The organism is Streptomyces sp. NPDC037126 (assembly GCF_055605965.1).
In genome coordinates this window covers 439,994-465,115 of sequence record NZ_JBVJTD010000003.1, presented here as the reverse complement: position 1 = coordinate 465,115, position 25,122 = coordinate 439,994, and the positions used below count along the sequence as shown (strand labels likewise).

Sequence of the window (25,122 nt, the reverse complement as noted above, 5' to 3'; positions counted from 1 at the left end):
GTGCCGGGTCACCGCGACCCGACCAGCGACTCCGCCTCCGCCTCCCGTCGCGCCATCGTCCCCAGCGGCCCGTCCACCGCGGCCAGCTCCGCGTACGGGCCGCGCTGCACCACCCGGCCGGCGTCGAGCACGACCACCTCGTCCACGTCGGCCAGACCGGCGAGCCGGTGCGTGATCAGCAGCGTCGTACGGCCCTCCGTGGCGGCCAGCAGATCGGCGGTGAGCGCGTCGGCCGTCGGCAGGTCCAGGTGTTCGGCGGGCTCGTCGAGCACCAGGACGGGGAAGTCGGCCAGCAGCGCGCGGGCCAGCGCCAGCCGCTGCCGCTGGCCACCGGACAGCCGCGCCCCGTGCTCGCCGACGAGCGTGTCCAGCCCGTCGGGCAGCCCGTCCACCCAGTCCAGCAGCCGGGCCCGGGCCAGCGCCCGGCGCAGGTCGGCCTCGGTGGCGTCCTTCCTGGCCAGCAGCAGGTTCTCGCGCACCGAACTGTCGAAGAGGTGCGCGTCCTGCGCGCACAGCCCGACGAGCCGGCGCACGTCGTCACCGGCCAGCGCGTACGCCTCCACCCCGGCGAGCGTGTACGTGCCGGCCTCCGGGTCCAGGAACCGCAGCAGCACCTGGGCGAGGGTGGTCTTGCCGGAGCCGGAGACGCCCACCACGGCGATCCTGCGGCCCTCCTCCAGGGTGAGATCGAGTCCGGCCAGCGCCTCTCGCCGCTGCCCCTCGTGCCGGGCGGCCAGCCCCTTGAGGACCAGGGGGAACGGTGCCGCGGGCGCCTGCCGGGGCCTCTCGGGCTCGCGCACCGGCTCCGGGGCGTCCAGGACCTCGTGGACCCGCTCCGCGCTGCGCCGCACCCGCTGCCGGTGGCGGACGGCGAGCGGCAGCCCGAGCACGGCCTCGAAGGCGGCCAGCGGGGTGAGGACGACCACGGCCATCGCCACACCGCCGAGCCGGCCCGCGGCCACCGCCTGGGCGCCGAGCAGCGCCGTGGCCGTGACGGTCAGGCCGGAGATCAGCGCGGTGAGCCCGTCGCCGAGCGCGGTGACGGCGGCGGCCCGCGAGGCGATCCGGGTCAGTGTGCCGTCCGCCCGCCGGGCAGCGCCCGCGCGAACGGGCAGCGCCCCGGCGACGGTCAGCTCGGCGGTGCCGGTCAGCAGGTCGGTCACGCGGATCGCGAGGGCGCCCCGGGCGGGCGCCAGCCGCCGCTCGGTGCGCCGGGCCGCGGTCGCGGTCACGAGGGGCACGCCGACCCCGGCCGCCAGGAGGCCGACCGCGAGCGCGGCCCCCGCCTCCGGCAGCAGCCAGGCCGTGAAGCCGACGGTCGCGGCGGAGACGACGAGGGCGACCGACGCGGGCAGCAGCCAGCGCAGCCAGTAGTCCTGGAGTTCGTCGACGTCCGTGACCAGCCGGGTGAGCAGGTCACCGCGGCGGGCGGTGCGCAGTCCCGCGGGCGCGAGCCGCTCCAGGCGCCGGTAGACCGCGACCCGGGTGTCGGCCAGCACACGGAGCACCGCGTCGTGCGAAACCAGCCGCTCCGCGTAGCGGAAGACGGCCCGCCCGATCCCGAACGCCCGTGTCGCCGTGACGGCCACCATCAGATACAGCACCGGCGGCTGCTGGGAGGCCCGCGAGATCAGCCAGCCGGAGGTGGCCATCAGGCCGACGGCACACCCGAGCGCCAGACTGCCGAGCAGCAGCGCGAGCGCCATCCGCCCCCGCTGGGCCCCCGCAAGTTCCCGGACCCGGCCGAGCACTCGCCGCGGACGAGCCGCGGCCACCTCGCCGGAGCCGCTTCCGGGCGCAACCGCGGTCGCATCCTCCGGCTCCGCGGGGCCGTCTTCCAGCCGACCGAGCCGGGTGGCGGCCGGGTCCGTACGGGAGTCCGGGGAAGGCGCCGTGTGCTCCCCGGCTCCCGGCTCCGCGACCCGCACCACCCGGTCGGCAACCCCCAGCAGCGCGGGCCGATGCACCACCAGCAGCACCGTCCGCCCCGCGGCGAGCCGCCGCACCGCCGCCACGACCTCCTCCTCCGTCGCGCCGTCCAGCGCGGCCGTCGGCTCGTCCAGCAGCAGCACCGGCCGGTCGGCGAGGAAGGCCCGGGCGAGGGCGAGCCGCTGCCGCTGACCGGCCGACAGACCGGAGCCGTCCTCTCCGAGCACCGTCTCGGCGCCTTCGGGCAACGCGTCCACGAACTCCAGCGCGCCCGCGTCCCGCAGTGCCCGGCGTACGGCGTCGTCGTCCGCGCCGGGCCGGGCCAGCCGCACGTTCTCCGCGATCGTTCCCGCGTACAGATGCGGCCGCTGCGGCACCCACGCGATCCGTGACCGCCATTCCTCCAGGTCAAGCCCGGCGAGATCGGCCTCCCCGATCCGCACCCGACCCCCGGAGGGCCGGACGAAGCCCAGCAGCACGTTCAGCAGCGTCGACTTGCCGACGCCGCTCGGCCCGACCAGCGCGACGGTCTCACCGGGCTCGACCGTGAACGACACGTCGGTCAGTGCATCCATGGAGCGGCCGGGGTAGCGGACCGTGACCTCGTCGAAGGCCAGGGCGCCCGCCGGCACCGCACCGCTCCCGGACGCCGGGACCGGCGTCTCCAGCACGGTGAAGATCTCCTCCGCGGCGGCGAGTCCCTCGGCCGCCGCGTGGTACTGCGCGCCCACCTGCCGCAGCGGCAGATAGGCCTCGGGCGCCAGCACCAGGATGACCAGCCCGATGTACAGATCCATGTCGCCGTGGACGAGCCGCATGCCGATCGTCACGGCCACCAGCGCGACCGAGAGTGTGGCGAGCAGTTCCAGGGCGAAGGAGGAGATGAAGGCGATCCGCAGGGTCCGCATCGTGGCTTGGCGGTACTCGCCGGTGATCCGGCGGATGGACTCGGCCTGGGCCTTCGCCCGGCCGAACACCTTCAGCGTGGGCAGGCCCGCGACCACGTCCAGGAAGTGACCGGACAGCCGGGACAGCAGCCGCCACTGACGGTCCATCCGGGACTGCGTGGCCCAGCCGATCAGCATCATGAAGAGCGGAATGAGCGGCAGGGTGCCGACGATGATCGCCGCCGACACCCAGTCCTCGGTGACGATCCGCGCCAGCACCGCCACCGGCACGACCACCGCGAGCCCCAGCTGCGGCAGGTAGCGCGAGAAGTAGTCGTCGAGGGCGTCCACGCCACGCGTGGCCAGGGTGACCAGGGATCCGGTCCGCTGCCCGCTCAGCCACCCGGGGCCGAGTGCGGCCGCCCGGTCGAGAAGCCGGCCCCGCAGCTCGGACTTCACCGCGGCGCTCGCGCGGTGGGCGGCACGTTCGGTGAGCCACGCCACGGCTGCTCGACCCACGGCCACGGCTGCCAACAGCAGCAGGGGGGTGCGCAGTTCGGCGGCCGACTGCCCGTGCTGGAAGGCTCCGACGACCACCTCGGCGATGAGCATCGCCTGGGCGATGACCAGCCCGGCACCGACGACCCCCAGGCCGACGACCGCCACGAGGAAGAAGCGGGTGGCGCGGGCGTATCGCAACAGACGCGGATCGATTGGTTTCACGTGAAACATGCCCTTCGGTCCAGAGGGTGCGTTTCACGTGAAACGCACCCTCGGCGGACTCAGTGTGCGGCGTCGGCTATGTGCTGTGTGCCGATCCGCTTGCGGAACACCCAGTAGGTCCAGCCCTGGTAGAGCAGGACGAGCGGGGTGGCGATCACCGCCAGCCAGGTCATGATCTTCAAGGTGTACGGGCTCGACGAGGCGTTGCCGACCGTCAGGCTCCAGTCCGCATTGAGGGTGGAGGGCATGACGTTCGGAAAGAGCGACAGGAAGAGCATCGCCACGGCGGCCACGATGGTGACGCCGGACAGCGAGAACGCCCATCCCTCGCGCCCTGCCTGGTTCGCCACCAGGGCACCCACCAGGGCGACGACCGCCACGACCAGGGCGACCAGGCTCGTGCCGTCACCGCTGTCGGCCTGCGTCCACAGGAGGAAGCCGGCCGCCAGCGCGGCGGTGACGAGACCGACCCACAGGGCCAGCTTCCGTGCCCGCACCCGGATGTCGCCGACGGTCTTGAGCGCGGTGAACACCGCCCCGTGGAAGGTGAACAGCGTGAGCGTCACCAGGCCGCCCAGCAGGGCGTAGGGGTTGAGCAGGTCCCACACGGTGCCGACGTATTCGAAGTGCTGGTCGATCTTCACGCCCCGCACGATGTTCCCGAAGGCCACGCCCCACAGGAACGCCGGGAGCAGGGAGGTCCAGAAGATCGCGGTCTCCCAGTTGCGCTGCCAGTTCTCCTCGGGGCGCTTCGCCCGGTACTCGAAGGCAACACCCCGGATGATCAGGCAGACCAGGATCACGAGCAGGGGCAGATAGAAGCCGGAGAAGAGGGTGGCGTACCACTCGGGGAAGGCAGCGAAGGTCGCACCGCCCGCGGTGAGCAGCCACACCTCGTTGCCGTCCCACACGGGGCCGATGGTGTTGATGAGCACCCGGCGCTCGGGCCGGTTCCGGGCCAGCAGCTTGGTGAGGATGCCGACCCCGAAGTCGAAGCCCTCCAGGAAGAAGTAGCCGGTCCACAGGACGGCGATCAGGACGAACCAGACGTCGTGAAGTTCCATGACTGTCCCCTCGGCCTAGTACGAGAAGGCCATCGGCTTGTCGGCGTCACGGGTGTCGCCGCCGATCTTCGTGGGCGGGTTCAGGTCGGCCTCGGTGAGCTCGGGCGGGCCGGCCTTGACGTACTTCGCGAGCAGCTTGACCTCGACCACGGCGAGGATCGCGTACAGCGAGGTGAAGACGATCAGCGAGGTGAGGACCTCACCCTGGGAGACACCGGGGGAGACCGCGTGCCGGGTCTGCAGGACGCCGTAGACGGCCCACGGCTGGCGGCCCGTCTCGGTGAAGATCCAGCCCCAGGAGTTGGCGATCAGCGGGAAGGCCAGGGTCCAGGTCGCGATGCGCCAGTACCAGTGCGTCAGCTTCGGGCTGAGCGCCTTGTTCCTGAACAGCACCAGATGCGGCACCTCGTCCTCGCCGACCCTCAGGTGCTGCGGCAGCATGAACCTCTTGCGGGTCAGCCAGAGTCCGGCCATGCCGATGGCGAAGGAGGCCATGCCGAAGCCGATCATCCAGCGGAAGCCCCAGAAGGCCACGGGAATGTTGGGCCGGTAGTCGCCGGGCCCGAACTTCTGCTGCTCGGCCTTGTTGACGTCGTTGATGCCGGGCACGTACGAGGTGAAGTCGTCGTCGGCGAGGAAGGACAGCAGGCCCGGTATCTCGACCGCGACGGTGTTGTGGCCCTTCTCCACGTCGCCGTAGGCGAAGATCGAAAACGGTGCCGGCTTCTGGCCGTCCCACAGCGCCTCGGCGGCGGCCATCTTCATCGGCTGCTGCTTGAACATGACCTTGCCGAGGGTGTCGCCGCTGACCGCGGTGAGCAGACCGGCGATGACCACGGTGATCAGCCCGAGCCGCAGCGAGGTCTTCATCTCACGGATGTGCTTCTTGCGGGCCAGGTGGTAGGCGGCGATGCCCACCATGAAGGCGCCACCGGTCAGGAAGGCCGCGGACAGCGTGTGGAAGGCCTGGGTGAGGGCGGTGTTCTGGGTCAGCACGGCCCAGAAGTCGGTCAGCTCGGCGCGTCCCTTCGCCTTGTCGATCTTGTAGCCGACCGGGTGCTGCATCCAGGAGTTGGCCGCGAGGATGAAGTACGCCGAGAGGATCGTCCCGATCGAGACCATCCAGATGCAGGCCAGATGGATCTTCTTGGGCAGCTTGTCCCAGCCGAAGATCCACAGGCCGATGAACGTGGAATCGAAGAAGAACGCGATCAGCGCCTCGAAGGCGAGCGGGGCACCGAAGATGTCACCGACGAAGCGGGAGTAGTCCGACCAGTTCATGCCGAACTGGAACTCCTGCACGATGCCGGTGACCACACCCATCGCGATGTTGATCAGGAAGATCTTGCCCCAGAACTTGGTGGCTCTGAGGTACTTCTCGTTCTCCGTGCGCACCCAGGCCGTCTGCAGCCCGGCCGTCAGCGCGGCCAGGGAGATCGTCAGCGGGACGAACAGGAAGTGGTAGACGGTGGTGATGCCGAACTGCCAGCGCGCCAGTGTCTCCGGCGCCAGAGCCAGGTCCACGTCGTCACTCTCCTCACTACGCCGTGGTACTGCGGCGATTCGCCCCGCCTGTCACGTACATACGGGGCAAACGAGACGCGCTTGTGAACGCGTTCACATTCACAAGCCATTATGACGCACTGATTTTCGGTCCGGAAGGTGGGGGTGGTCCTATCGCCGTGGAGTCAAGACCTTGGCAGCGACTTCAACATCTTGTTGAATTGCGCGCCATGCAGATACGCATTTCCTGGCCCGCGGGCAACGTCACCGCGACTCTCGACAGCACCACACCGACCGCGCAGGCCCTGGCGAAGGCACTGCCTCTCGCCTCCACCGCACACACCTGGGGCGAGGAGGTCTATTTCGACACAGGCATCTCGGTTTCACGTGAAACGGACGCCCGACAGATCGTGGAACCGGGCACGGTGGCCTTCTGGACGGACGGCGACGCTCTCGCCCTCCCCTACGGCCCCACGCCGATCTCGCAAGGCTGGGGCCTCCCCCGAACGGAGTTCGGGGGAGAGTGCCGCCTCGCGAGTCCGTGCAACATCCTGGGGCGCCTCGACCAAGACCCCCAGGTCCTGGCGACCGTACGGAACGGCGACCCCGTCCGCGTGGAGCTGACGGCCGACCAGGACTGACCCTCAGGAGCCGCAGCCCCTTGTCACCGAGGCTCAGAGCTCCTTACGGAACCCCTCCGCGACCTTGAGGAAGATGTCGTTCGCCTCGGTCTCACCGACCGTGACCCGCACACCCTCGCCCGGGAACGGCCGGACCACCACACCGTGCTCCTCACAGGCCTGAGCGAACGCGACCGTACGCTCGCCGAGCCGCAGCCACACGAAGTTGGCCTGCGTCTCCGGCACCGTCCAGCCCTGGGCGCGCAGCGCGTCGACCACGCGCGTGCGCTCGCACACCAGCGAGCCGACCCGGCCCAAAAGCTCGTCCTCGGCCTGCAGCGAGGCGATCGCCGCCTCCTGCGCCAGCTGGCTCACGCCGAACGGCACCGCCGTCTTGCGCAGTGCCGCGGCGACCGGCTCGTGGGCGATCGCGAAACCCACGCGCAGCCCGGCGAGGCCGTACGCCTTGGAGAAGGTCCGCAGGACGCAGACGTTGGGCCGGCTGCGGTACAGCTCGACGCCGTCGGGCACCTCGGGGTCGCGGATGAACTCACGGTAGGCCTCGTCCAGCACCACCAGGACGTCTCCGGGCACCCGGTCGAGGAAGCGCTCCAGCTCGGCCCTCCGCACCACCGTGCCGGTCGGGTTGTTCGGGTTGCAGACGAAGATCAGGCGCGTCCGGTCGGTGATCGCGTCCGCCATCGCGTCCAGGTCGTGCACATCGCCGGACGTGAGCGGCACCTGCACCGACCGGGCACCGCTGATCTGCGTGATGATCGGATACGCCTCGAAGGATCGCCAGGCGTACATCACCTCGTCACCGGGGCCGCTGGTGGCCTGGATCAGCTGCTGGGCGACGCCCACGGAACCGGTGCCGGTGGCCAGGTGGGACACCGGGACGCCGAAGCGCTCCGACAGCTCCTGCATCAGACCGCCGCAGGCCATGTCCGGGTACCGGTTGAAGGAGGAGGCGGCAGCGGTCACGCTCTCCATCACGCCGGGCAGCGGCGGGTACGGGTTCTCGTTGGAGGACAGCTTGTAGGCGACCGGCCCGCCGGCCGCGGCCGGCTTGCCCGGCTTGTAGGTGGGGATCCCCTCCAGCTCGGCGCGCAGCTTGGGGCTCGTCTCGCTCACCACAGTCCTCCTCGCGACCACCGGCGGGCCGTCTACGCCGCCGGCTTCCAATACTCCTCACCTTATGAGGATTCGGCACCGCTGAGTACTGACGGAGAGCAAAGCTCGTCCGTCACACCGGCATCACGGGCATCACGACAGGAAGGTGCATGTATCAGGGGGCGCGCCGTACATATATCTACGCGCCGGTGGCTCACGCCGTAGCGCGCGTCACCCGTGAAGGTGAGTTGAGACCTCTTCGAAACATCGGGCACTTGGCAGGCCCATGCGCGTCGCCACGATACGTCTCACCATGGGAGCGCTCAACTGCCTTGCATCCTTAGGCAGTTGCCCATTTTTGATCATGCAGAAACGTGCCTGTCAACGCGTGCATATGCGTCCGCACTACCCCACCGCATGAGCCCTACTATCGGCTCGCCATGACAGCAGCAGGGAAGCACCAGGTGAGCCGCGCGGAAACCTCACGTCGAGGAAGTCGGCCAGGCCGGGCGGGCATCAGAGACGTGGCCGCCGCCGCCGGGGTCTCCATCACGACCGTCTCCGACGCCCTCAACGGCAAGGGGCGGCTCCCGGATGCCACCCGGCGCCATGTCCGCGAGGTCGCCGACCGGCTGGGGTACCGCCCCTCGGCCGCGGCCCGCACCCTCCGTACCGGCAAGTCGGGGCTGATCGGCCTGACCGTGACGACGTACGGGGATGAACCTTTCACCTTCACCGAGTTCGCGTACTTCGCCGAGATGGCGCGGGCAGCCACCTCGGCCGCGCTGGCCCGCGGCTACGCCCTGGTCATCCTGCCCGCGACCTCCCGCCACGACGTGTGGTCCAACGTGGCCCTGGACGGCACGGTCGTGATCGACCCCTCCGACCAGGACCCCGTGGTCAGCGAGCTGGTCCGGCAGGGCCTGCCCGTGGTCTCCGACGGCCGCCCGGCCGGCTCGCTCCCGGTCACGGCCTGGGTCGACAACGACCACGAGGCCGCCGTCCTCGGCATCCTCGACCACCTCGCGGACGCCGGCGCCCGTCGTATCGGCCTGCTCACGGGCACGACGACGGACACGTACACCCATCTGTCGACCACCGCCTACCTGCGCTGGTGCGAGCGGGTCGGCCAGGACCCGGTCTACGAGGCCTACCCCGCGCACGACCCGTGTGCGGGAGCCGTGGCCGCCGACCGGCTGCTCGCCCGGCCCGACCGGCCCGACGCCGTCTACGGCCTGTTCGACCCCAACGGCACCGACCTGCTCGCCGCCGCCCGCCGCTACGGGCTCCGCGTCCCCGACGACCTGCTCCTGGTGTGCTGCAGCGAGTCCACCGTGTACGCCAGCACCGAGCCCCCCATCACCACGCTCTCCCTGAAACCGCGCCGCATCGGCACGGCCGTCGTCCAGCTGCTCATCGACGCCATCGAGGGCGTCGAGTCGGACCACCCGGTCGAGCAGGTGATACCGACCGAGCTGATCGTGCGCACCTCCTCCCAGCGACGCCTTCCGCGCACGACGGTCAGCCCGCCGCGCTCACCGGACGGGAAGTGACACCGGGGGCGACAGGTGAGCGCGCCCGTGTGCGGCGCGCGCTCACCGGCGGGGCCCGGCCCGAACGGCCCGGCACGGTCGGCCACCGCGCGGTGCTCGGCGCACCCCCGGAAACCGGTCGTCCACGACGGCGGCCGGACTCCACCGGGCCGCCGCCCGCCTCGTCGCCCACTTCGCCGTCGGCCGAACACCGGCCCAAACGGGGCGAAAGCCGCGATGAACTGGAGTCTTGTTCCGATTCACCACCCCTGGGTCATCACATGGCGCGACGCGCATTCCTATGATGGGCCCACGACACCGTGGACCGCTGCGACCAGGCAGTCCGAAGCGGTGCAGTTGCGGCGCGATGGTGGAGGGGTCTGATGACTCAGGGGGCCGGTCAGGGACCCGAGGCGGAGCGGACGGCGACGCTGCGCGACTTCCGGGTACCCGCGTACGTCAACGAGACCGGTCCGTACGTCCAGCACGTCCACCCGGGCGACACCGCTGCGCCCGTCGAGGAGACGTACCCCGATGGGTACACGCCCACCCAGCGCGACCTTCCCGTCGTCAACCGCGGCGACACGCTCCAGGTCCCCGTCGAGCCGGTTCCCGCCGCCGCGGTCCCGCAGCCCGCGGCCGGCCCCGGCCCGCTGTACGTCGTCGGCGACGTCCACGGCTACCTCGACGAACTGATGGCCGCCCTGCAGGAGCAGGGCCTGATCGACGCCTCGGGCCAGTGGTGCGCCGGCACCGCCCGGCTGTGGTTCCTCGGCGACTTCACCGACCGCGGCCCGGACGGCATCGGCGTCATCGACCTCGTGATGCGACTGTCCGCCGAGGCGGCCGCGGCCGGCGGCTACTGCAAGGCCCTCATGGGCAACCACGAGCTGCTGCTGCTCGGCGCCAAACGGTTCGTCGACACCCCCGTCAACTCCGGTGCGGGCACCGCCACTTTCCAGGCGGCCTGGCTGCTCAACGGCGGGCAGAAGACCGACATGGACCGCCTCCAGGACCACCATCTGCAGTGGATGGCCCGCCTGGACGCCATCGAGGAGGTGGACGGCTATCTGCTCGTCCACTCCGACAGCACCGCCTACCTCGACTACGGCGACTCGATCGAGGCCGTCAACGACACCGTCCGCGAGACGCTGACCCGCAACGACGCCGACGAGGTCTGGGACCTGTTCCGCAAGTTCACCAAGCGCTTCTCCTTCCGCGACGAGGGCGGGGCCGACGCCGTGCGCTCCCTCCTCGACACCTACGGCGGCTCCCGGATCGTCCACGGTCACAGCCCCATCCCCTACCTGCTGGGCGAGGTCGGATCCGAGGACGGCGAGGACAGCGCCGGCCCGGTCGTCGAGGGACCGCACGTCTACGCCGACGGGCTCGCCATCGCCATGGACGGCGGCGTGACCATGGCCGGAAAGCTACTGGTCCAGCAACTTCCCCTGGATAACTGAGCGTTCCGCGGGCAGACGACACCCGGCGGAGTACGCGCAGGCCGGAACGCAATTTCCGGCAATCCCCTGTCACCGCGCGCCGTCGCGGCTCTACCATCGGCTTATCCGTAGCAGGCTCCCCTCCGTTTCTGCCCGACGGCTCGCCGGCGTGCGAGCCACAAGCCCTACGGAGCATCGGGGGATGCACATGAACAGCGTTCCGCAGCACCTGCAGAGCGAGGACCGCCAGGAATTCGAGCGGCTCCTCGATGCGGCGCTGCGCTCCGCACCACACCGACCGGAACTGGCCGCTGTCGGTCAGCGACTCAACTCCGAACAACTGCGCACCATGGCCCTGAACGCCACGGCCCTCATCACCGCGGCCGCCGCGGCGGAGTACCAGCACTACGTGAAGATCCGCGACGAACTGCGCCACCCCGCGCTGTCCGCACCGTCGGCCACGGGCGACTCCGCCTCCACGGGCCCGGTCCCGGCCGCGTCGGACCTCGCCGCCACACTCGGCGAGAGTGCCGAGACCACCGGCGCGGGCGCCATCGCGGTCGTCGCCGTGCTGGCTCCCGTCCTCTCCGGAACCGCGGCGGCGATCTTTCTGCTCGTCGGCTACATCCTGAAGATGCTGGATCCCGGGCAGTCCTTCGCCCAGACCATGCTCACCGCCGGCTGGGTGTTCGGCGGCCTGACCGCGGCGGCGATCCTCGTCGCCGGCGCCGGTCTGCTGCTCACCGCCCTGCGCAACAGCGCCTCACCCGAGGCGCGGGCGCGCGAGGCGGCCACCGAGGAACTGACCGCGGCCAGAGAGGCCTGGCGGGACGCCCTGCTGGAGCGCGGCATCCTGCCGTTCCTGCGGGAGGCACTCGCCGAGCCCGACCCGGCCACGCTGGGGCGCACCACCCCGCCCACCCCGACCGGCCGCATGCCCCGTCTGGGCTACGACCGCCCCGGCTTCAGCAGCCCCGAGGACGGCTCCGCCTCCGGCCGCCCCAGCTTCACCAGTCCCGACTACACGAGCCCGGACTTCGGCGGCCCGGAGCACCAGCCCGAATGACCCCGGGTGCGCCCTCCGAGGACGCCCCGCCGACCGGCCCCGCCGTCCAACGAGCCGACCGCAACCGGCCCGCTGGAACGGCGAGTTCGGCGCGCTCCGGGATCTCCGTGCCTCAGTCCGCGATCGGCAGGTACACCCGGTTGCCGGACTCGGCGAACTCCTTCGACTTCTGGAGCATGCCCTCGGCGATCTCCTCCGACGACGCCCCCTCTGCCGCCGCGCCACCGAACCGTTCCGTGATGCTCTGGCTGATCTTCATGCTGCAGAACTTCGGCCCGCACATGGAGCAGAAGTGGGCCGTCTTGGCGGGCTCGGCCGGCAGGGTCTCGTCATGGAACTCCCGTGCCGTGACCGGGTCCAGCGCGAGGTTGAACTGGTCCTCCCACCGGAACTCGAAGCGCGCGTCGGACAGTGCGTCGTCCCACTCCTGCGCACCCGGGTGCCCCTTGGCGAGGTCGGCCGCGTGAGCGGCGATCTTGTAGGTGATGACACCGGTCTTGACGTCGTCCCGGTTGGGCAGGCCCAGGTGCTCCTTGGGCGTGACGTAGCAGAGCATCGCCGTGCCCCACCAGGCGATCATCGCGGCACCGATGCCGGAGGTGATGTGGTCGTACGCCGGCGCGATGTCCGTGGTCAGCGGGCCGAGCGTATAGAACGGAGCTTCATCGCAGATCTCCTGCTGAAGGTCGATGTTCTCCTTGATCTTGTGCATCGGGACATGGCCCGGGCCCTCGATCATGGTCTGTACGTGAAAACGCCTGGCGATCCGGTTGAGTTCCCCGAGCGTGCGCAGCTCCGCGAACTGCGCCTCGTCGTTGGCGTCCGCGATGGAGCCGGGGCGCAGGCCGTCACCCAGCGAGTACGTGACGTCGTAGGCGGCGAGGATCTCGCACAGCTCCTCGAAGTTCTCGTACAGGAAGGACTCCTTGTGGTGCGCCAGGCACCACGCGGCCATGATCGAGCCGCCGCGCGAGACGATGCCGGTCTTGCGGTTGGCGGTGAGCGGCACGTACGGCAGCCGGACGCCGGCATGCACCGTCATGTAGTCCACGCCCTGCTCGGCCTGCTCGATGACGGTGTCCTTGTAGATCTCCCAGGTCAGTTCCTCGGCCCTGCCGTCGACCTTCTCCAGGGCCTGGTAGAGCGGCACCGTGCCGATGGGGACGGGGGAGTTGCGCAGTACCCACTCGCGGGTGGTGTGGATGTTGCGGCCGGTGGACAGGTCCATGACAGTGTCGGCGCCCCACCGGGTCGCCCAGGTCATCTTCTCGACCTCCTCCTCGATGGAGGACGTCACCGCCGAGTTGCCGATGTTGGCGTTGACCTTCACCAGGAACCGCTTGCCGATGATCATCGGCTCGATCTCCGGGTGGTTGACGTTGGCGGGCAGCACCGCCCGGCCCGCCGCGATCTCCTCGCGCACCACTTCGGGAGAGACGTTCTCCCTGACGGCCACGAACTCCATCTCCGGAGTGATCTCGCCCCGGCGGGCATACGCGAGTTGCGTCACGGCCTCACCGTTCCGGCCCCGACGCGGCTGGCGCGGCCGGCCCGGGAAGACCGCGTCCAGGTTGCGCAGCCCACCGCGCGGCGAGGTGTGCTTGATGCCGTCGTCCTCGGGCCGGACCGGACGGCCCGCGTACTCCTCGGTGTCGCCACGGGAGACGATCCAGTTCTCCCGCACCGGCGACAGGCCCCTGCGGACATCGGTGTCGACGAGCGGATCGGTGTACGGGCCCGACGTGTCGTACAGCGTGACCGACTGCCCGTTGGTGAGGTGCACCTGACGGACCGGCACGCGCAGGTCAGGGCGCGAACCCTCGACGTACACCTTGTGCCAGCCGATGGACTTCCCGGCCTCCTGGGACGCGTCGTCCTGGACGGAGGCAGGCGTGCGTGCGTCCTTGTTGGTCATCAGACCTACTCCCTACGCCGGCATTACCCGGTAACAGGTTCGGCGGTCGACGCAGCGGTTTCCGTGTGTGACGTTTCCCGCAGAACATCTCTTGTTCCACGTGAAACATCGTGTGTACGGAGGTCAGCGCCCTCTCAGCCCGGTGCTCCGAGCTCCCGCGTGTGCAAAGGTGCCTCCACGCTAGCGTCATATGTGGCGCGGTGAACAGTGGGCCCCTCGCTGTTCTTGCGATGATCGGGCGGTGACCAGGATGGAGCAGTACCCGCACCAGCCACCCGAGCCGCGCCGTCGGGACGGCTCGGGTGAAGGCGGCGGATACGTCCATGACGGCCGTGCGGTCCCCCGGCAGGGCCCAGGGCACCCCCAGGCCGCCCCGGGGAACGGCCACGGCCGGATGTCTCCCGGCCCGGACGACGGCCACCGCAGGCCCCGTTCCGGTACCGACGAGGGACACCAACACAGGTCCGGGCCGGGCGGCCACGACGGCCACCACCACGGATCGGGCCCGGGTGGGGACACCGGACAGGAACCTGGCTCCTCGCACGGCCACGGCCACTCGCACAGCCACGGGCCGGCGGCGCCCGTGTCCCTGCATCTGCGCAAGGTGATCGCCGCGATCCTGGTCCCGTTCACCGCGGCGGTGGTGGTCGGACTGGTGGTGCTCTGGCCCGGGGGAGCCCCGTCCCACAAGCACTCCGGCGTCGGTTTCGACCGGCAGACGCAGCAGGCCACGGTCACCAGAGTGGTCGAGGTGAGCTGCAAGTCGGTGAACGCCGGCGGCGGCGGCGACCCGACCGGCGACACCTCCGCCGCCGGGAACAGCTCGCCGGACCAGGGAGCGGGCGGCACCTGCAAGAAGGCGACCGTCAGGGTCGACACCGGCAAGGACAAGGGCCGTACGTTCACCGAGGTCGTGCAGCCCGACCAGCCCCGGCAACTGTCGCAGGGCGAGAAGGTCGTCGCCGCCTACGAACCATCGGCGCCCAAGGACCTGCAGTACTCGGTGGCGGACGTGAACCGGAAGTTCCCGATGGCGCTGCTCGCGGGGATCTTCGCGCTCGCCGTCGTGGTGGTGGGCCGGCTGCGCGGTGTCATGGCGCTCGTCGCCCTGGCCGTGAGCTTCCTGGTGCTGACCCTGTTCATCCTGCCCGGCATCCTGCAGGGCTCGAACCCCCTGCTCGTGGCGGTGGTCGGGGCAAGCGCCATCATGCTGATCGCCCTGTACATGTGCCACGGCCTGTCGGCCCGTACGTCGGTGGCGGTACTCGGCACGCTGGTCTCGCTGGGGCTCATCGGCATCCTCGGCTCGGAGTTCATCGGCTGGGCCGCGCTCACCGGCAACACGGACGACAGCACCGGCCTGATCCACGGCCTCTTTCCGAAGATCGACATGAGCGGTCTGCTGCTGGCCGGCGTCATCATCGGTTCGCTCGGTGTCCTGGACGACGTGACCGTGACCCAGACCTCGGCCGTGTGGGAACTGCACGAGGCCAACCCGTCCATGGGCTGGCGCGGGCTGTACCGGGCGGGCATCCGCATCGGCCGCGACCACATCGCGTCCGTGGTCAACACCCTGGTCCTCGCCTACGCCGGTGCCGCCCTCCCCCTGCTGCTGCTCTTCTCGATCGCGCAGAGCGGCGTGGGCACGGTTGCCAACAGCGAACTGGTCGCCGAGGAGATCGTCCGCACGCTGGTCGGATCGATCGGCCTGGTCGCCTCGGTCCCGGTCACCACGCTTCTCGCCGCCCTGGTGGTGGCGGCGGACCGGCCCGGACAGGACGCTCCGGCTCCCGCCGCCGCCCAGTCCGCACCGGTGCGCGGCGGCCGGGGGCGGCGCCGGAAACGGTGAGCCGCGGGGCGCTGCGGGAGCGGTCCCGCAGCGGCGAGCCCGACCGGAACGAAACCGAACGAGGCGAACCCGGCCGAAGGGACCCGGGCGAACCCGGCCGAGACATACCGGCCCGGCGGGCCCGGGAGCGGGCCACGAGCCCCGTGCGCCCCGACCGTCGGCCGCCTTCTGCAGAAGCGTTCCTGCACCGTGGCGTGCGAGGCGGGGCGCCCGGCGCCCTTGCCGTAACGCTTCAGCCGGCGCTCTGCTCCTCGGCCAGGATCCGGTCCAGGGCCTCGTCGAGATGCGCGTCGAAATCGGCCAGCGCACCCTCCTGACCGAGCGGCACCAGCTTGTCCGTACGGTCGAGGAAGGCCACGAGCGGCGGCGCCGACGAGCGGAAGAGGGCGTGGTCGGCGCCGACCTGAAGCCTGATCAGCACCTCGCCCAGCACCTCGGCCTCGACGGGGGCGATGCGCACGTCCCCCTCCCCGCACGGCCGCCCGACCCCGTCGATCAGCAGTTCACGCCCGAAGACCCAGGTGACCGGGGCATCGCCGGGCAGATGGAAGGTGAGCCGCACGGCGTAGGGATCACCGGTCTCGTAGCGCAACTCCACCGGAATGCGGAAGGAGAGCTCCTCCGACACGAGAAAGCTCATCATGACCTCTGCCTGTACGGACTCGCGCATCGCCTACCCCGTCGTATGACGTCGACTGGCCGGGATTGATCCCTCTGACCGTGGTCAAATCTTGCTGAAAGTGCACAGCAGATCACAAGGAGTAAGTTTTCAGATACTGATAGAGAGTGTGTGAGACCCGAAGCGGCGCCCGATCTCGGCCTGCAACCAGTGGGCCGCGGGCAGCAGCCGGTCGGCCTGGTGGGCGGGAAGCGAGAGCGCGATGCTGGCCGCGGTCGTACCGACCGTGATCGGGACCGCCGCGCAGACCGTGCCGAGCGCGTACTCCTGGCGCTCCACGACCGGCTCCATGCGGCGCGTCCGGGCCAGCCGCCGCAGCAGGGCGTCGTTGTCCCGCACGGTGTACGGCGTGATGGCCTGCACCGGATAGCGGGCGAGGTGATCGCGCCGGGCGTCCTCGTCCAGCTGGGAGAGCAGGCACTGGCCGATGGCGTGCGCGTGGCCGGTCTCACGGAAGTCGGCCCACTCCTCGGCCGCGGGGGCCTCGCGGGAGTCCGCGACGCAGACGACCTCGATCTCCCCGTCGCGGTACGTCGCGTAGTACACCGGCGCACCGATGGAATCGCGCCAGTGGGCGAGCGTGTCGGCCACCGTGCTGCGACGTTTCTGCTGCGCCCCGCTGCTGCTCAGCCGCTCGGCCGCCTCGCCGAGGAAGAACAGCCCTCTCTCCCGGCGCAGATAGCCCTCGTGCACGAGGGTGCGCAGCAGGTGGTACGTCGTCGGCAGGGCCAGGCCGGTCTCGCGGGCGAGCTGCTTGGCGGGGGCGCCGTACGGATGGGCGGCGACGGTCTCCAGCAGGCGCATGGCGCGCTGTACCGAGCCGATGAGGGTCGCCGCGGACGACGGTCCCGCCGCGTCGGGGTGCGGCCGGCCCTGGACGGCCACGGTGGGCGGCCGCTGGACGGGGGGTTTGCAGGGGCGTGTCGGAGCCGAGGGTGCGTGGGGTTCGGCGGGTGCGGTGTCGACCGTGGCCAAGGGGTACTCCCGAAGCGCGAGGGGCAGCCCGTGCGAGGGAAAGAGCACGGATGGGGGTCTGCGCCACCCACGGAGCCGGACCCCGTGGGGAGTTCCGGACTCTAACCGCCCACCACCGCGTGCAGACGGTCTCACGGGGAAACTTCCCTCCCCCGAGGGAACCGGCGACACCTCATCGGTCACCGGCTCCCGCGTTCCTCACCAGTCGCTGCGCGACGAGGAGTTCGACATGAACTTGCGGACGATGTAGATCAGTCCGCCGACCAGGGCCACGAAGATCAGCGCCTTGAACAGAAGCCCGATCACGAACCCGATGACGGTCGCTATCAGGCCGCCGAACACGACCAGGGCGATGACCGGCACCGCGACCCACTTCACCCACCACGGAAGTCCCGCGAAGATCTCTCGCATCGCCCTCGTCCTTTTCGTCTCTCGTGCGCTGTCGATGTCCTGCACTCGAATGCTAGGGCCGCCGAGGGGCCCCGCGGGGGCCTCGCAGCCCTTGTCCTCCCCTGACGCGTCCCCTAGGGAACCCCGAGGTCGGGGCTCACGCCTCGGGCGGAGAGAAGAGCACCAGGACCCTCAGATCCTCGCTGATGTGGTGGAACTTGTGCGCGACCCCCGCGGGGACGTACACGACGCTGCCGCGCGCCACCTCGGTCGTCTCCAGGCCGACCGTGATCGACGCCCGGCCGCTGACGACGAAGTACACCTCGTCCTGGTTGTGCGGCTTCTGCGGGTCGTGCTCGCCCGCGTCGAGCGCGTACAGACCGACCGACATGTTCCGCTCCCGCAGGAACTGCAGGTAGGCACCCTCGTTGGCGGCCCGTTCCGCCTCCAGTTCGTCCAGCCGGAATGCCTTCATCGCCCTTGCCGCCCTCGTCTCACTGCCCGCTGCCGATCCGGTCTGCCACGATCAGACACATGAAGAATTTTGTAGTCAAGACGATCGCCAACGCAGGCGCCCTGGCTGTCGCCGTGTGGCTGCTCGACAAGATCACCCTGACCGGTACGAGCACCGCCAAGAAGGCCGGCACCCTGATCGTGGTCGCGTTGATCTTCGGCCTGGTGAACTGGCTGGTCAAACCGATCTTGAAGGTGCTCACCTTCCCGCTGTTCATTCTGACCCTCGGCCTGATCACTCTTGTCGTCAACGCGCTGATGTTGCTGCTGACCTCCTGGGTCTGCGGCAAACTCCATCTGAGTTTCCATGTGGAGGGCTTCTGGACGGCCGTCATCGGCGGCCTGATCATCTCGATCGTGTCCTGGGCGCTGCACATCGTCCTGCCCGACGAGGACTGAGCACGTCATGACCTACCGCGTCTGCTTCGTGTGCACCGGCAACATCTGCCGCTCGCCCATGGCCGAGTCCGTCCTCCGCGCGCGCGTGGCGGAGGCCGGGCTCGAGGACCGGGTGGCGGTCGACAGCGCCGGCACCGGCGGCTGGCACGAGGGCGAGGGCGCCGACCCGCGCGCCGTCTCCGTACTCGACGCGCACGGCTACGACTGCGACCACGTCGCGCGCCAGTTCCAGCCGTCGTGGTTCGCCCGCCTCGACCTCGTGATCGCCCTGGACACCGGCCATCTCAAGGCCCTGCGCCGTCTGGCGCCCACCGAGGAGGACGCGCGCAAGGTCCGCCTGCTGCGCTCGTACGGCCGCCCTTCACCCGACCCCGACGCCCCGGCCGGCGCTTCCCCCGCCCCGGACGGGGCGGCCGGAGACGACCTCGACGTACCGGACCCGTACTACGGCGGCCTGGACGGCTTCGAGGAGTGTCTGGAGATGGTGGAGGAGGCGAGCACCGGGCTGCTCGCCGCTGTACGGGCACACCTGGAGGGACGGGCCGCATGAGCGACGCCAGGGACGAGCGCCCCACCGGCGACGGCACGCGCGCGGTACGGGCCGGCCTGCCCGAACCGGTCAAGCACGAGCCGACCCTGCCCGGGCCCGTCTTCGCCGCGCACTTCCATCTGCCGGGCGAGGTGACGGGACCGTACTCCTACGGCCGTGACGACAACCCGACCTGGACGCTGCTGGAGAGCGCCATCGGCGAACTGGAGGCGCCCGGACGGGGGGACGTCGAGACGCTGGTGTTCGCCTCGGGCATGGCCGCGATCTCCGCCGTGCTGTTCTCCCAGCTGCGCGCGGGGGACGCGGTCGTGCTGCCGTCCGACGGCTACCAGGCGCTGCCTCTGGTCCGTGCCCAGCTCGAGGCCTTCGGCGTCGAGGTGCGCACCGCGCCCACCGGCGGGGACGCCCAGCTGAACGTCCTCGACGGCGCCCGGCTGCTGTGGATCGAGTCCCCGTCGAACCCCGGCCTCGACGTGTGCGACATCCGGCGTCTGGTGGCCGCGGCGCACGCGCAGGGCGCCCTGGTGGCCGTCGACAACACCCTCGCCACCCCGCTCGGGCAGCGCCCGCTGGAGCTGGGCGCCGACTTCTCCGTGGCCAGCGGCACCAAGCAGCTGACCGGGCACGGGGACCTCCTGCTGGGCTACGTCGCCGGCCGGGACGCGGAGGCGATGGCCGCCGTGCGCCGCTGGCGGAAGATCGTCGGGGCGATCGCGGGGCCCATGGAGGCCTGGCTGGCACACCGGTCCATCGCCACGCTCCAGTTGCGCGTCGACCGGCAGAACGCCACCGCGCTCGCCGTCGCGGAGGCCCTGCGGCAGCGGCCGGAGGTGGCCGGACTCCGCTACCCGGGACTGCCGGGCGATCCCTCGCACGGGGTCGCCGCGCGGCAGATGCGCCGCTACGGCTGCGTCGTCTCCTTCACTCTGCCCACGCGCGCGCGTGCGGAGCGTTTTCTGGAAGCCCTGCGCCTGGTGGAGGACGCGACGAGCTTCGGCGGGGTGCGCTCCACGGCGGAGCGGCGTGGCCGCTGGGGCGGGGACGCGGTCCCGGAGGGCTTCATCCGCATGTCCGTCGGCGCCGAGGACCCCGAGGACCTGGTGGCGGACGTCCTGCGCGCCCTGGACGAGTCCGGCGCGTGAGCCGGGGGCGCTTCCACCAGGTGAGGAGCAGCCGCCGGGTGACAACGCGTCCGCGGGCCGAGAACGCGGGACGGTCCGAGCCTCCCCCCTCGTGGCTCGGACCGCCTACGGTTCCGCGCGCGAAGAACCGCGCGAACAAGGCTAGTTGACTCTGCGTCAGTGTCCAATCACGCTAGCGACAGAGACCTATCGACTTATTTATAGTTGACGCCTGCCTGGGGGCCGGAGGAGGGCAGGGACAGGGGAGAGTCACGCCATGGATCTGGCCTTGCTGCGCACCTTCGTCACCGTGCACCGGGCCGGCTCTTTCACCCGCGCCGCGGCCCTGCTGGGCCTCTCCCAGCCCGCCGTCACCTCGCAGATACGCACGCTCGAACGCCAGCTGGGCAAGCCCCTCTTCCTCCGCCAAGCCCGCGGGGTGACCCCGACGAGCATCGGCGACGAACTCGCGCACAAGGCCGCGCCCCATCTCGACGCCCTGGTGGAGATAGCCGAGAGCGGACTGGACGACGAGTCCTCGTTGAGGACGCTGCATCTCGCCGGACCGCCGGAGTTCACCGCCGAACGGGCCCTGCCCGCTCTCACGGTGCTGACCGGGGAGGAAGGACACGGCTTCGCGCTCCGCGCCTCCTTCGGCACCGCGGACGAGGTTCTCGAGGGACTGGCCGCCGGGCACCATGATCTGGCCATCAGTACCGCCCGGCCGCGCGGCGCCCTGCTCACCGCGACTCCGCTCTGCGACGAGGAGCATGTGCTGGTCGCCGCCCCCCGCTGGGCGGAACGGATCGGCGCGAACGCGCTGCGGCTGAAGGGGGCGCCGGCGTTGGAGAATCTGCCCGTCGTCGAGGTCCACGAGTCGCTGCCCTTCGTGTCGCGCTACTGGGCCTCCGTCTTCGACTCCCGCCCGGCTGCCTCGGGCACGGTCATCGTCCCCGATCTGCGGGCCGTGCTGGCCTGCGCCGTCGCGGGCGCCGGCCTTGCGGTTCTGCCCCGTTACCTCTGCGCCCCGGCCCTCGATCGCGGCACGGTCGTGTCCCTGTACGACCCGGCGGTGCCGCCCCTGCGCACGTACTTCCTGGCGGTGCGCACCGGCACGCTCGCCATGCCGCCGGTGGCGCGGGCTCATGAGTGGCTCCTGAGGTCGGCCGCGACCTGGTGCTGAACCCTCGTAGGCCTGAGGGTGAACGCGCTTCGGGCAGGCAGCTTCGGCGGGCGGGCACGCACTGCGGTCACGCGGTGGCGCTTTGCGATGTTTCACGTGGAACCAGCCGGGCCACATTTCTCCCATGACCGTCCGACCCGTGGTCAAGCGCACCGCCCGTGCCGTTCTCCTCGACGGTGACGACCTGATCCTCATCAAGCGCACCAAGCCCGGTGTCGATCCCTACTGGGTCACCCCCGGTGGCGGGGTCGAACCCGGTGATTCGACCGTCGTGGACGCTCTGCACCGGGAGGTATACGAGGAACTCGGCGCCAAGATCACCGACGTGGTGCCGTGTTTCGTGGACACCGTGGAGCACATCGGCGACGACGGCGGCGCGACCGGCGTGAAGGTGCAGCACTTCTTCGTCTGCAGGCTGGAGTCCATGGATCCGTCCCTGCGCCACGGACCGGAAGTGGACGAGCCGATCGGCGAGTACGAGATCGTACGGATCCCGTTCACCCGTGTCGGTATCGCTTCCGTCCACCTCGTCCCGCTGTCGCTGCGCCACTACCTGGACGGCAACATCGAGGGCGTGCGCGCCATGCACGCTCCCGATCTGGGGTAGCGCGCTCAGGCGCCGGCCACCAGCAGGTCCGTTACCGCGTCGTGCCGTATGCGGCTCGGCGGAATGCCGATGTCGCGCAGTACGCCGACCCCGCTGCGGATCATGCCGGGCGGGCCCGAGAGGTAGGCGTCGTACTCGTTCCAGGGCCCGGAAGTCCGTACCGCCTCGGGGAGCCGGGGATGGTCCTGCTGGTCGACGACGGCCCGGACCGACAGCCAGGAGTGGCTCCGCTGGAGCCGCAGCAGGGTGTCGATGTCGTAGAGGTCGTGATCGGTTCGGGCACCGTAGAACACCTCGACCGGCCGGCGTTCGCCGTGCTCGGCGACATCCTCCACGAGGGCCTTGATGGGGGCTATGCCGGTGCCGCCGCCCAGGCAGAGCAGCCCGCTGTCGGTGCTGTGGTCGACGGTCATGGAGCCCACGGGCGGGCCGAGCCGTATGACGTCTCCCGGCCGCGCACGGCGCACCAGCGCACCGGAGACCCAGCCCGCCGGGACGGCCTTCACATGGAACGTCAGCAGACCGTCCGAGCGTGGCGCGGAGGCGAAGGAGTAGTGCCGCCATGCCCTGGGCCACCACCGCGTCTCGACGCTCGTGTACTGCCCGGCGCGGAAGGGATACGGCTGGTCCGGACGGACGGTGAGGACCGCGACATCGGGCCTCCGCAGGTCGTGCCTGACGATCTCGGCCTGCCACCAGGCCGGGGCACGCAGTTCGTCCGCGGCTGCCGCGTCGATCATGACCTGGGACATCGTCGTGTACGCCCGTACCCAGGCAGCCTCGGTCTCCGGACCCCAGACGGCGGTGGCGTAGGCACTCAGCGCACCGATCAGGCACTCGCCCACGGCCGGATAGTGCCCCGCGTGCGTGCCGTACTTGCGATGGCCACGGCCCAGACTCCGCAGATAGTCGACGAGGACCCGAGTGTCGTCCAAGTGCTCGGCCACCACGAGAAGTGCCTTCAGCAGACGGTCCCGCTGGACGTCCATGGCGACCGGGAAGAGTGATCGCAGCTCGGGGTGGCGGACGAAGAGCAGCGCATAGAAGTAGGAGGTGACCTCGTCGGCGACGGGACCTATCTCGGTCATCGTGCGACGGATGAGCAGCGCGTCCGACGAGGCCTGGGCGGCAGCCTGCGCCGGTCGCTGTACGGGCACGTGTTCCTGGCCGCCGTCCGGAGACGGAGCCGAGGTCTCTTTGCGCGGCGTGAACCAGCCGCCCCCGTCCGACATGCCGTTATCCCCCGACGTGGTGGTCGGAGCGTCCATGGTGTGCCCTCGCCTCGAACATCTCTCGGTCGGTCTGCATACCCCGCTCGGAGGCGTGCACGCTGTCCCCCGGGTTTTCGATCTCTCCGTTCCGTCAGACCCTCGGCCTGGCTCACAGGCCGCGCGGGAGCGTGCATGCGATCCCGCGCGCGAACCGGAACCGACCATACCGGCCACGGCCAGGCACACAAGGCCCCCGGCCCCTCCCTCATGACCCGACCGGAGGACGAACCACCGAGGCCCTCAACTACCTTAGGAGCGAGCACAGTTCACTCATTCGCGACTCATCACGACCGATGTTTCACGTGAAACACGCACGGCTGTCCACAAGCTGTGCGGATGGCTACGACATGGCCAAAAGCGCGTGCGGCTGCATGGAAACGGGTGGACGCCGGGGGTGCCGTTCGGACAGCCTGACCTGCGTGCCAACTCCTCCCCTCTCCGCTCTGTCCATCCGCCGTCTGACGCTGCGCGATCTCACCGCCTGCGCCGACCTGTCCGAAGATCGGGGGTGGCCACGGGAGGAACACAAGTGGGGGCTCCTTCTCTCCGCCGGGAAGGGCTTCGGGATCGATGACCCTCAGGGGGGTCTTGTCGCCACGTGTGTGGTCACCGAGTACGGACCGTGGGAGCGGCCGGATCTCGGCGCCGTCGGCATGGTTCTGGTGGCCGGGCGTCACGCTCGTCAGGGCGTCGGACGCCGCCTGATGCGACACGTGGTGTCGGCCATGGGAACCACTCCACTGACCCTGCACGCCACGGCCAACGGCCGCCCTCTCTATGAGGAACTGGGCTTCAAGGTGACGGGACGCGCGGAGATGGTCATGGGCCACTTCGCCCCCGGCGGGGCGGAGTCCGAGGTGCTGACGCGGGCCGCCACCGCGGAGGACCTTCCCTCCATCCTGCGGCTGGACGAGGAGGTGTTCGGCACCGACCGCACGCCCCTCATCACCCGGCTGCCCGCCTTCGCCGACCAGCTGCGGGTGGCAGAGGAGGGAGGCCGGATCATCGGCTACACGGCTGCGTGGCCCAACATGGACACCCACGTCGTCGGCCCGCTGATCGCCCGGGACACGGAGACCGCCAAGGCGCTCATCGCCTCGCTGGCGGCCCTCACGGACCGTCCGCTGCGCACCGACATCGACGTGCGCCACGAGGAGCTGCTGACGTGGGTCAAGGCACGTGGCCTGGCCTCCGTGGCGTTCAACTCGGTGATGACCTACGGCATCACGGACCTCCCGGGGGACTGGACACGTCGGTTCGCCCCGCTGACGGTGGCAGCCGGCTGAATCGCCCCACGCCGAACGCCGGCCACTCCGCTCGAAGCGGTGGGGCCGGCGGTCCGTCCCAGGGTGCTCAGACGAGTGTCTGTACGGCCGCGGCGGCGAAGCCGTGGTCCTGCTCCGGCGCGCCGCCGCCGACGCCGATGGCGCCGATCAGCCGGCCGTCACGGTGGACGGGGACACCGCCCGCGATGAACAGCAGGGGCCGGTCGAGGGCCGTGGGAAGGGTGTAGAAGAGGCCGCCCGGCTGGACGGCGTCGACCAGCTCGGCCGTGGGGGTGTTCAGCTGGAGCGCGGTGTAGGCCTTGCGGGTGCTGGTCTCACCGGAGATCAGCACCGCCCGGTCGTCGCGGCGGAAGGCGAGCAGATGGCCGCCGGCGTCCAGGACGGTGACGCTGACGGTGACTCCCGCCTCCTCGGCCGCCCGGCGGGCCGTGGCGACGAGCAGCTCGGCGTCCTCGATGGTGAGCGGGGCGACGGCGGTGGTGCTCATGGAGGGTCTCCTCGGATG

At 70.5% G+C, this 25,122-nt stretch carries 22 protein-coding genes; 11 read left to right on the top strand and 11 right to left on the bottom strand.

The window, feature by feature from the left end:
* Nucleotides 1–8: 8 nt before the first annotated feature.
* From cydD to ACZ7FF_RS10715, 3 genes are read right to left on the bottom strand one after another with little or no spacing between them, the layout of a single operon-like run.
* Nucleotides 9–3,539 (bottom strand): thiol reductant ABC exporter subunit CydD, encoded by a 3,531-nt coding sequence (gene cydD, locus ACZ7FF_RS10725; protein WP_470811205.1) that lies wholly within the window; start codon nt 3,537–3,539, stop codon nt 9–11.
* Between the two features lie 59 nt (nt 3,540–3,598).
* Nucleotides 3,599–4,603, bottom strand: a complete 1,005-nt coding sequence (gene cydB / locus ACZ7FF_RS10720) for a cytochrome d ubiquinol oxidase subunit II (protein WP_470811203.1) — start codon at nt 4,601–4,603, stop codon at nt 3,599–3,601.
* A 15-nt stretch (nt 4,604–4,618) separates the two neighbouring features.
* The gene (locus ACZ7FF_RS10715; RefSeq protein WP_470811202.1) at nt 4,619–6,127 is read right to left on the bottom strand and encodes a cytochrome ubiquinol oxidase subunit I; all 1,509 of its coding nucleotides are present in this window, start codon (nt 6,125–6,127) and stop codon (nt 4,619–4,621) included.
* A 209-nt stretch (nt 6,128–6,336) separates the two neighbouring features.
* Between ACZ7FF_RS10715 and ACZ7FF_RS10710 the strand changes: the two genes are divergently transcribed.
* Nucleotides 6,337–6,747 (top strand): cyclophilin-like fold protein, encoded by a 411-nt coding sequence (locus tag ACZ7FF_RS10710; protein ID WP_470811201.1) that lies wholly within the window; start codon nt 6,337–6,339, stop codon nt 6,745–6,747.
* 33 nt (nt 6,748–6,780) lie between these two features.
* Here the strand turns inward: ACZ7FF_RS10710 and hisC are convergent, their stop codons facing one another.
* The gene (hisC, locus tag ACZ7FF_RS10705) at nt 6,781–7,860 is read right to left on the bottom strand and encodes a histidinol-phosphate transaminase (protein ID WP_470811199.1); all 1,080 of its coding nucleotides are present in this window, start codon (nt 7,858–7,860) and stop codon (nt 6,781–6,783) included.
* Between the two features lie 419 nt (nt 7,861–8,279).
* On the opposite strand from hisC, the gene ACZ7FF_RS10700 reads away from it, so the two are divergent.
* From ACZ7FF_RS10700 to ACZ7FF_RS10690, 3 genes are all read left to right on the top strand, one after another.
* Complete coding sequence (locus ACZ7FF_RS10700) at nt 8,280–9,392, top strand: LacI family DNA-binding transcriptional regulator (RefSeq protein WP_470811197.1); 1,113 nt, start codon at nt 8,280–8,282, stop codon at nt 9,390–9,392.
* A gap of 362 nt (nt 9,393–9,754) precedes the next feature.
* A complete protein-coding gene (locus ACZ7FF_RS10695) occupies nt 9,755–10,834 on the top strand; it encodes a metallophosphoesterase (RefSeq protein ID WP_470811195.1) in 1,080 nt (359 codons plus the stop codon).
* Nucleotides 10,835–11,015: 181 nt separating this feature from the next.
* Nucleotides 11,016–11,879: a hypothetical protein gene (locus tag ACZ7FF_RS10690; protein ID WP_470811193.1), complete on the top strand. Its 864-nt coding sequence runs from the start codon at nt 11,016–11,018 to the stop codon at nt 11,877–11,879.
* A gap of 112 nt (nt 11,880–11,991) precedes the next feature.
* Here ACZ7FF_RS10690 and thiC read toward each other — a convergent pair whose 3' ends face one another.
* Nucleotides 11,992–13,794, bottom strand: a complete 1,803-nt coding sequence (gene thiC, locus ACZ7FF_RS10685) for a phosphomethylpyrimidine synthase ThiC (protein WP_470811191.1) — start codon at nt 13,792–13,794, stop codon at nt 11,992–11,994.
* Between the two features lie 250 nt (nt 13,795–14,044).
* Here thiC and ACZ7FF_RS10680 point away from each other — a divergent pair, with 250 nt between their 5' ends.
* Nucleotides 14,045–15,643 carry a YibE/F family protein gene (locus tag ACZ7FF_RS10680; RefSeq protein ID WP_470811459.1) on the top strand — a complete coding sequence of 533 codons (1,599 nt, stop codon included), beginning with the start codon at nt 14,045–14,047 and terminating at the stop codon, nt 15,641–15,643.
* Between the two features lie 232 nt (nt 15,644–15,875).
* Here the strand turns inward: ACZ7FF_RS10680 and ACZ7FF_RS10675 are convergent, their stop codons facing one another.
* The 4 genes from ACZ7FF_RS10675 to ACZ7FF_RS10660 form a co-directional block, all read right to left on the bottom strand.
* Entirely contained in the window at nt 15,876–16,313 is a 438-nt protein-coding gene (locus tag ACZ7FF_RS10675; protein ID WP_470811189.1) for an SsgA family sporulation/cell division regulator, read from the bottom strand.
* A gap of 99 nt (nt 16,314–16,412) precedes the next feature.
* Entirely contained in the window at nt 16,413–17,297 is an 885-nt protein-coding gene (locus ACZ7FF_RS10670) for an IclR family transcriptional regulator (protein ID WP_470811188.1), read from the bottom strand.
* 198 nt (nt 17,298–17,495) lie between these two features.
* Nucleotides 17,496–17,708: a DUF5326 family protein gene (locus ACZ7FF_RS10665; RefSeq protein ID WP_470811186.1), complete on the bottom strand. Its 213-nt coding sequence runs from the start codon at nt 17,706–17,708 to the stop codon at nt 17,496–17,498.
* Between the two features lie 136 nt (nt 17,709–17,844).
* A complete protein-coding gene (locus ACZ7FF_RS10660) occupies nt 17,845–18,162 on the bottom strand; it encodes a cupin domain-containing protein (RefSeq protein ID WP_470811185.1) in 318 nt (105 codons plus the stop codon).
* A 59-nt stretch (nt 18,163–18,221) separates the two neighbouring features.
* Between ACZ7FF_RS10660 and ACZ7FF_RS10655 the strand changes: the two genes are divergently transcribed.
* From ACZ7FF_RS10655 to ACZ7FF_RS10635, 5 genes are all read left to right on the top strand, one after another.
* Nucleotides 18,222–18,599 (top strand): phage holin family protein, encoded by a 378-nt coding sequence (locus tag ACZ7FF_RS10655; protein ID WP_470811183.1) that lies wholly within the window; start codon nt 18,222–18,224, stop codon nt 18,597–18,599.
* 7 nt (nt 18,600–18,606) lie between these two features.
* Nucleotides 18,607–19,149 carry a low molecular weight protein-tyrosine-phosphatase gene (locus ACZ7FF_RS10650; protein WP_470811181.1) on the top strand — a complete coding sequence of 181 codons (543 nt, stop codon included), beginning with the start codon at nt 18,607–18,609 and terminating at the stop codon, nt 19,147–19,149.
* Entirely contained in the window at nt 19,146–20,291 is a 1,146-nt protein-coding gene (locus tag ACZ7FF_RS10645) for a cystathionine gamma-lyase (RefSeq protein WP_470811179.1), read from the top strand. The genes ACZ7FF_RS10650 and ACZ7FF_RS10645 overlap by 4 nt, the downstream gene beginning before the upstream one ends.
* A gap of 256 nt (nt 20,292–20,547) precedes the next feature.
* Entirely contained in the window at nt 20,548–21,453 is a 906-nt protein-coding gene (locus ACZ7FF_RS10640) for a LysR family transcriptional regulator (RefSeq protein ID WP_470811177.1), read from the top strand.
* Between the two features lie 124 nt (nt 21,454–21,577).
* A complete protein-coding gene (locus ACZ7FF_RS10635) occupies nt 21,578–22,060 on the top strand; it encodes an NUDIX domain-containing protein (protein ID WP_470811175.1) in 483 nt (160 codons plus the stop codon).
* Between the two features lie 5 nt (nt 22,061–22,065).
* Here the strand turns inward: ACZ7FF_RS10635 and ACZ7FF_RS10630 are convergent, their stop codons facing one another.
* Complete coding sequence (locus ACZ7FF_RS10630) at nt 22,066–23,328, bottom strand: globin domain-containing protein (protein WP_470811173.1); 1,263 nt, start codon at nt 23,326–23,328, stop codon at nt 22,066–22,068.
* A 422-nt stretch (nt 23,329–23,750) separates the two neighbouring features.
* On the opposite strand from ACZ7FF_RS10630, the gene ACZ7FF_RS10625 reads away from it, so the two are divergent.
* Nucleotides 23,751–24,617: a GNAT family N-acetyltransferase gene (locus ACZ7FF_RS10625; RefSeq protein WP_470811171.1), complete on the top strand. Its 867-nt coding sequence runs from the start codon at nt 23,751–23,753 to the stop codon at nt 24,615–24,617.
* Nucleotides 24,618–24,684: 67 nt separating this feature from the next.
* Here ACZ7FF_RS10625 and ACZ7FF_RS10620 read toward each other — a convergent pair whose 3' ends face one another.
* Entirely contained in the window at nt 24,685–25,104 is a 420-nt protein-coding gene (locus ACZ7FF_RS10620) for a GlcG/HbpS family heme-binding protein (protein ID WP_470811169.1), read from the bottom strand.
* Nucleotides 25,105–25,122: the final 18 nt, after the last annotated feature.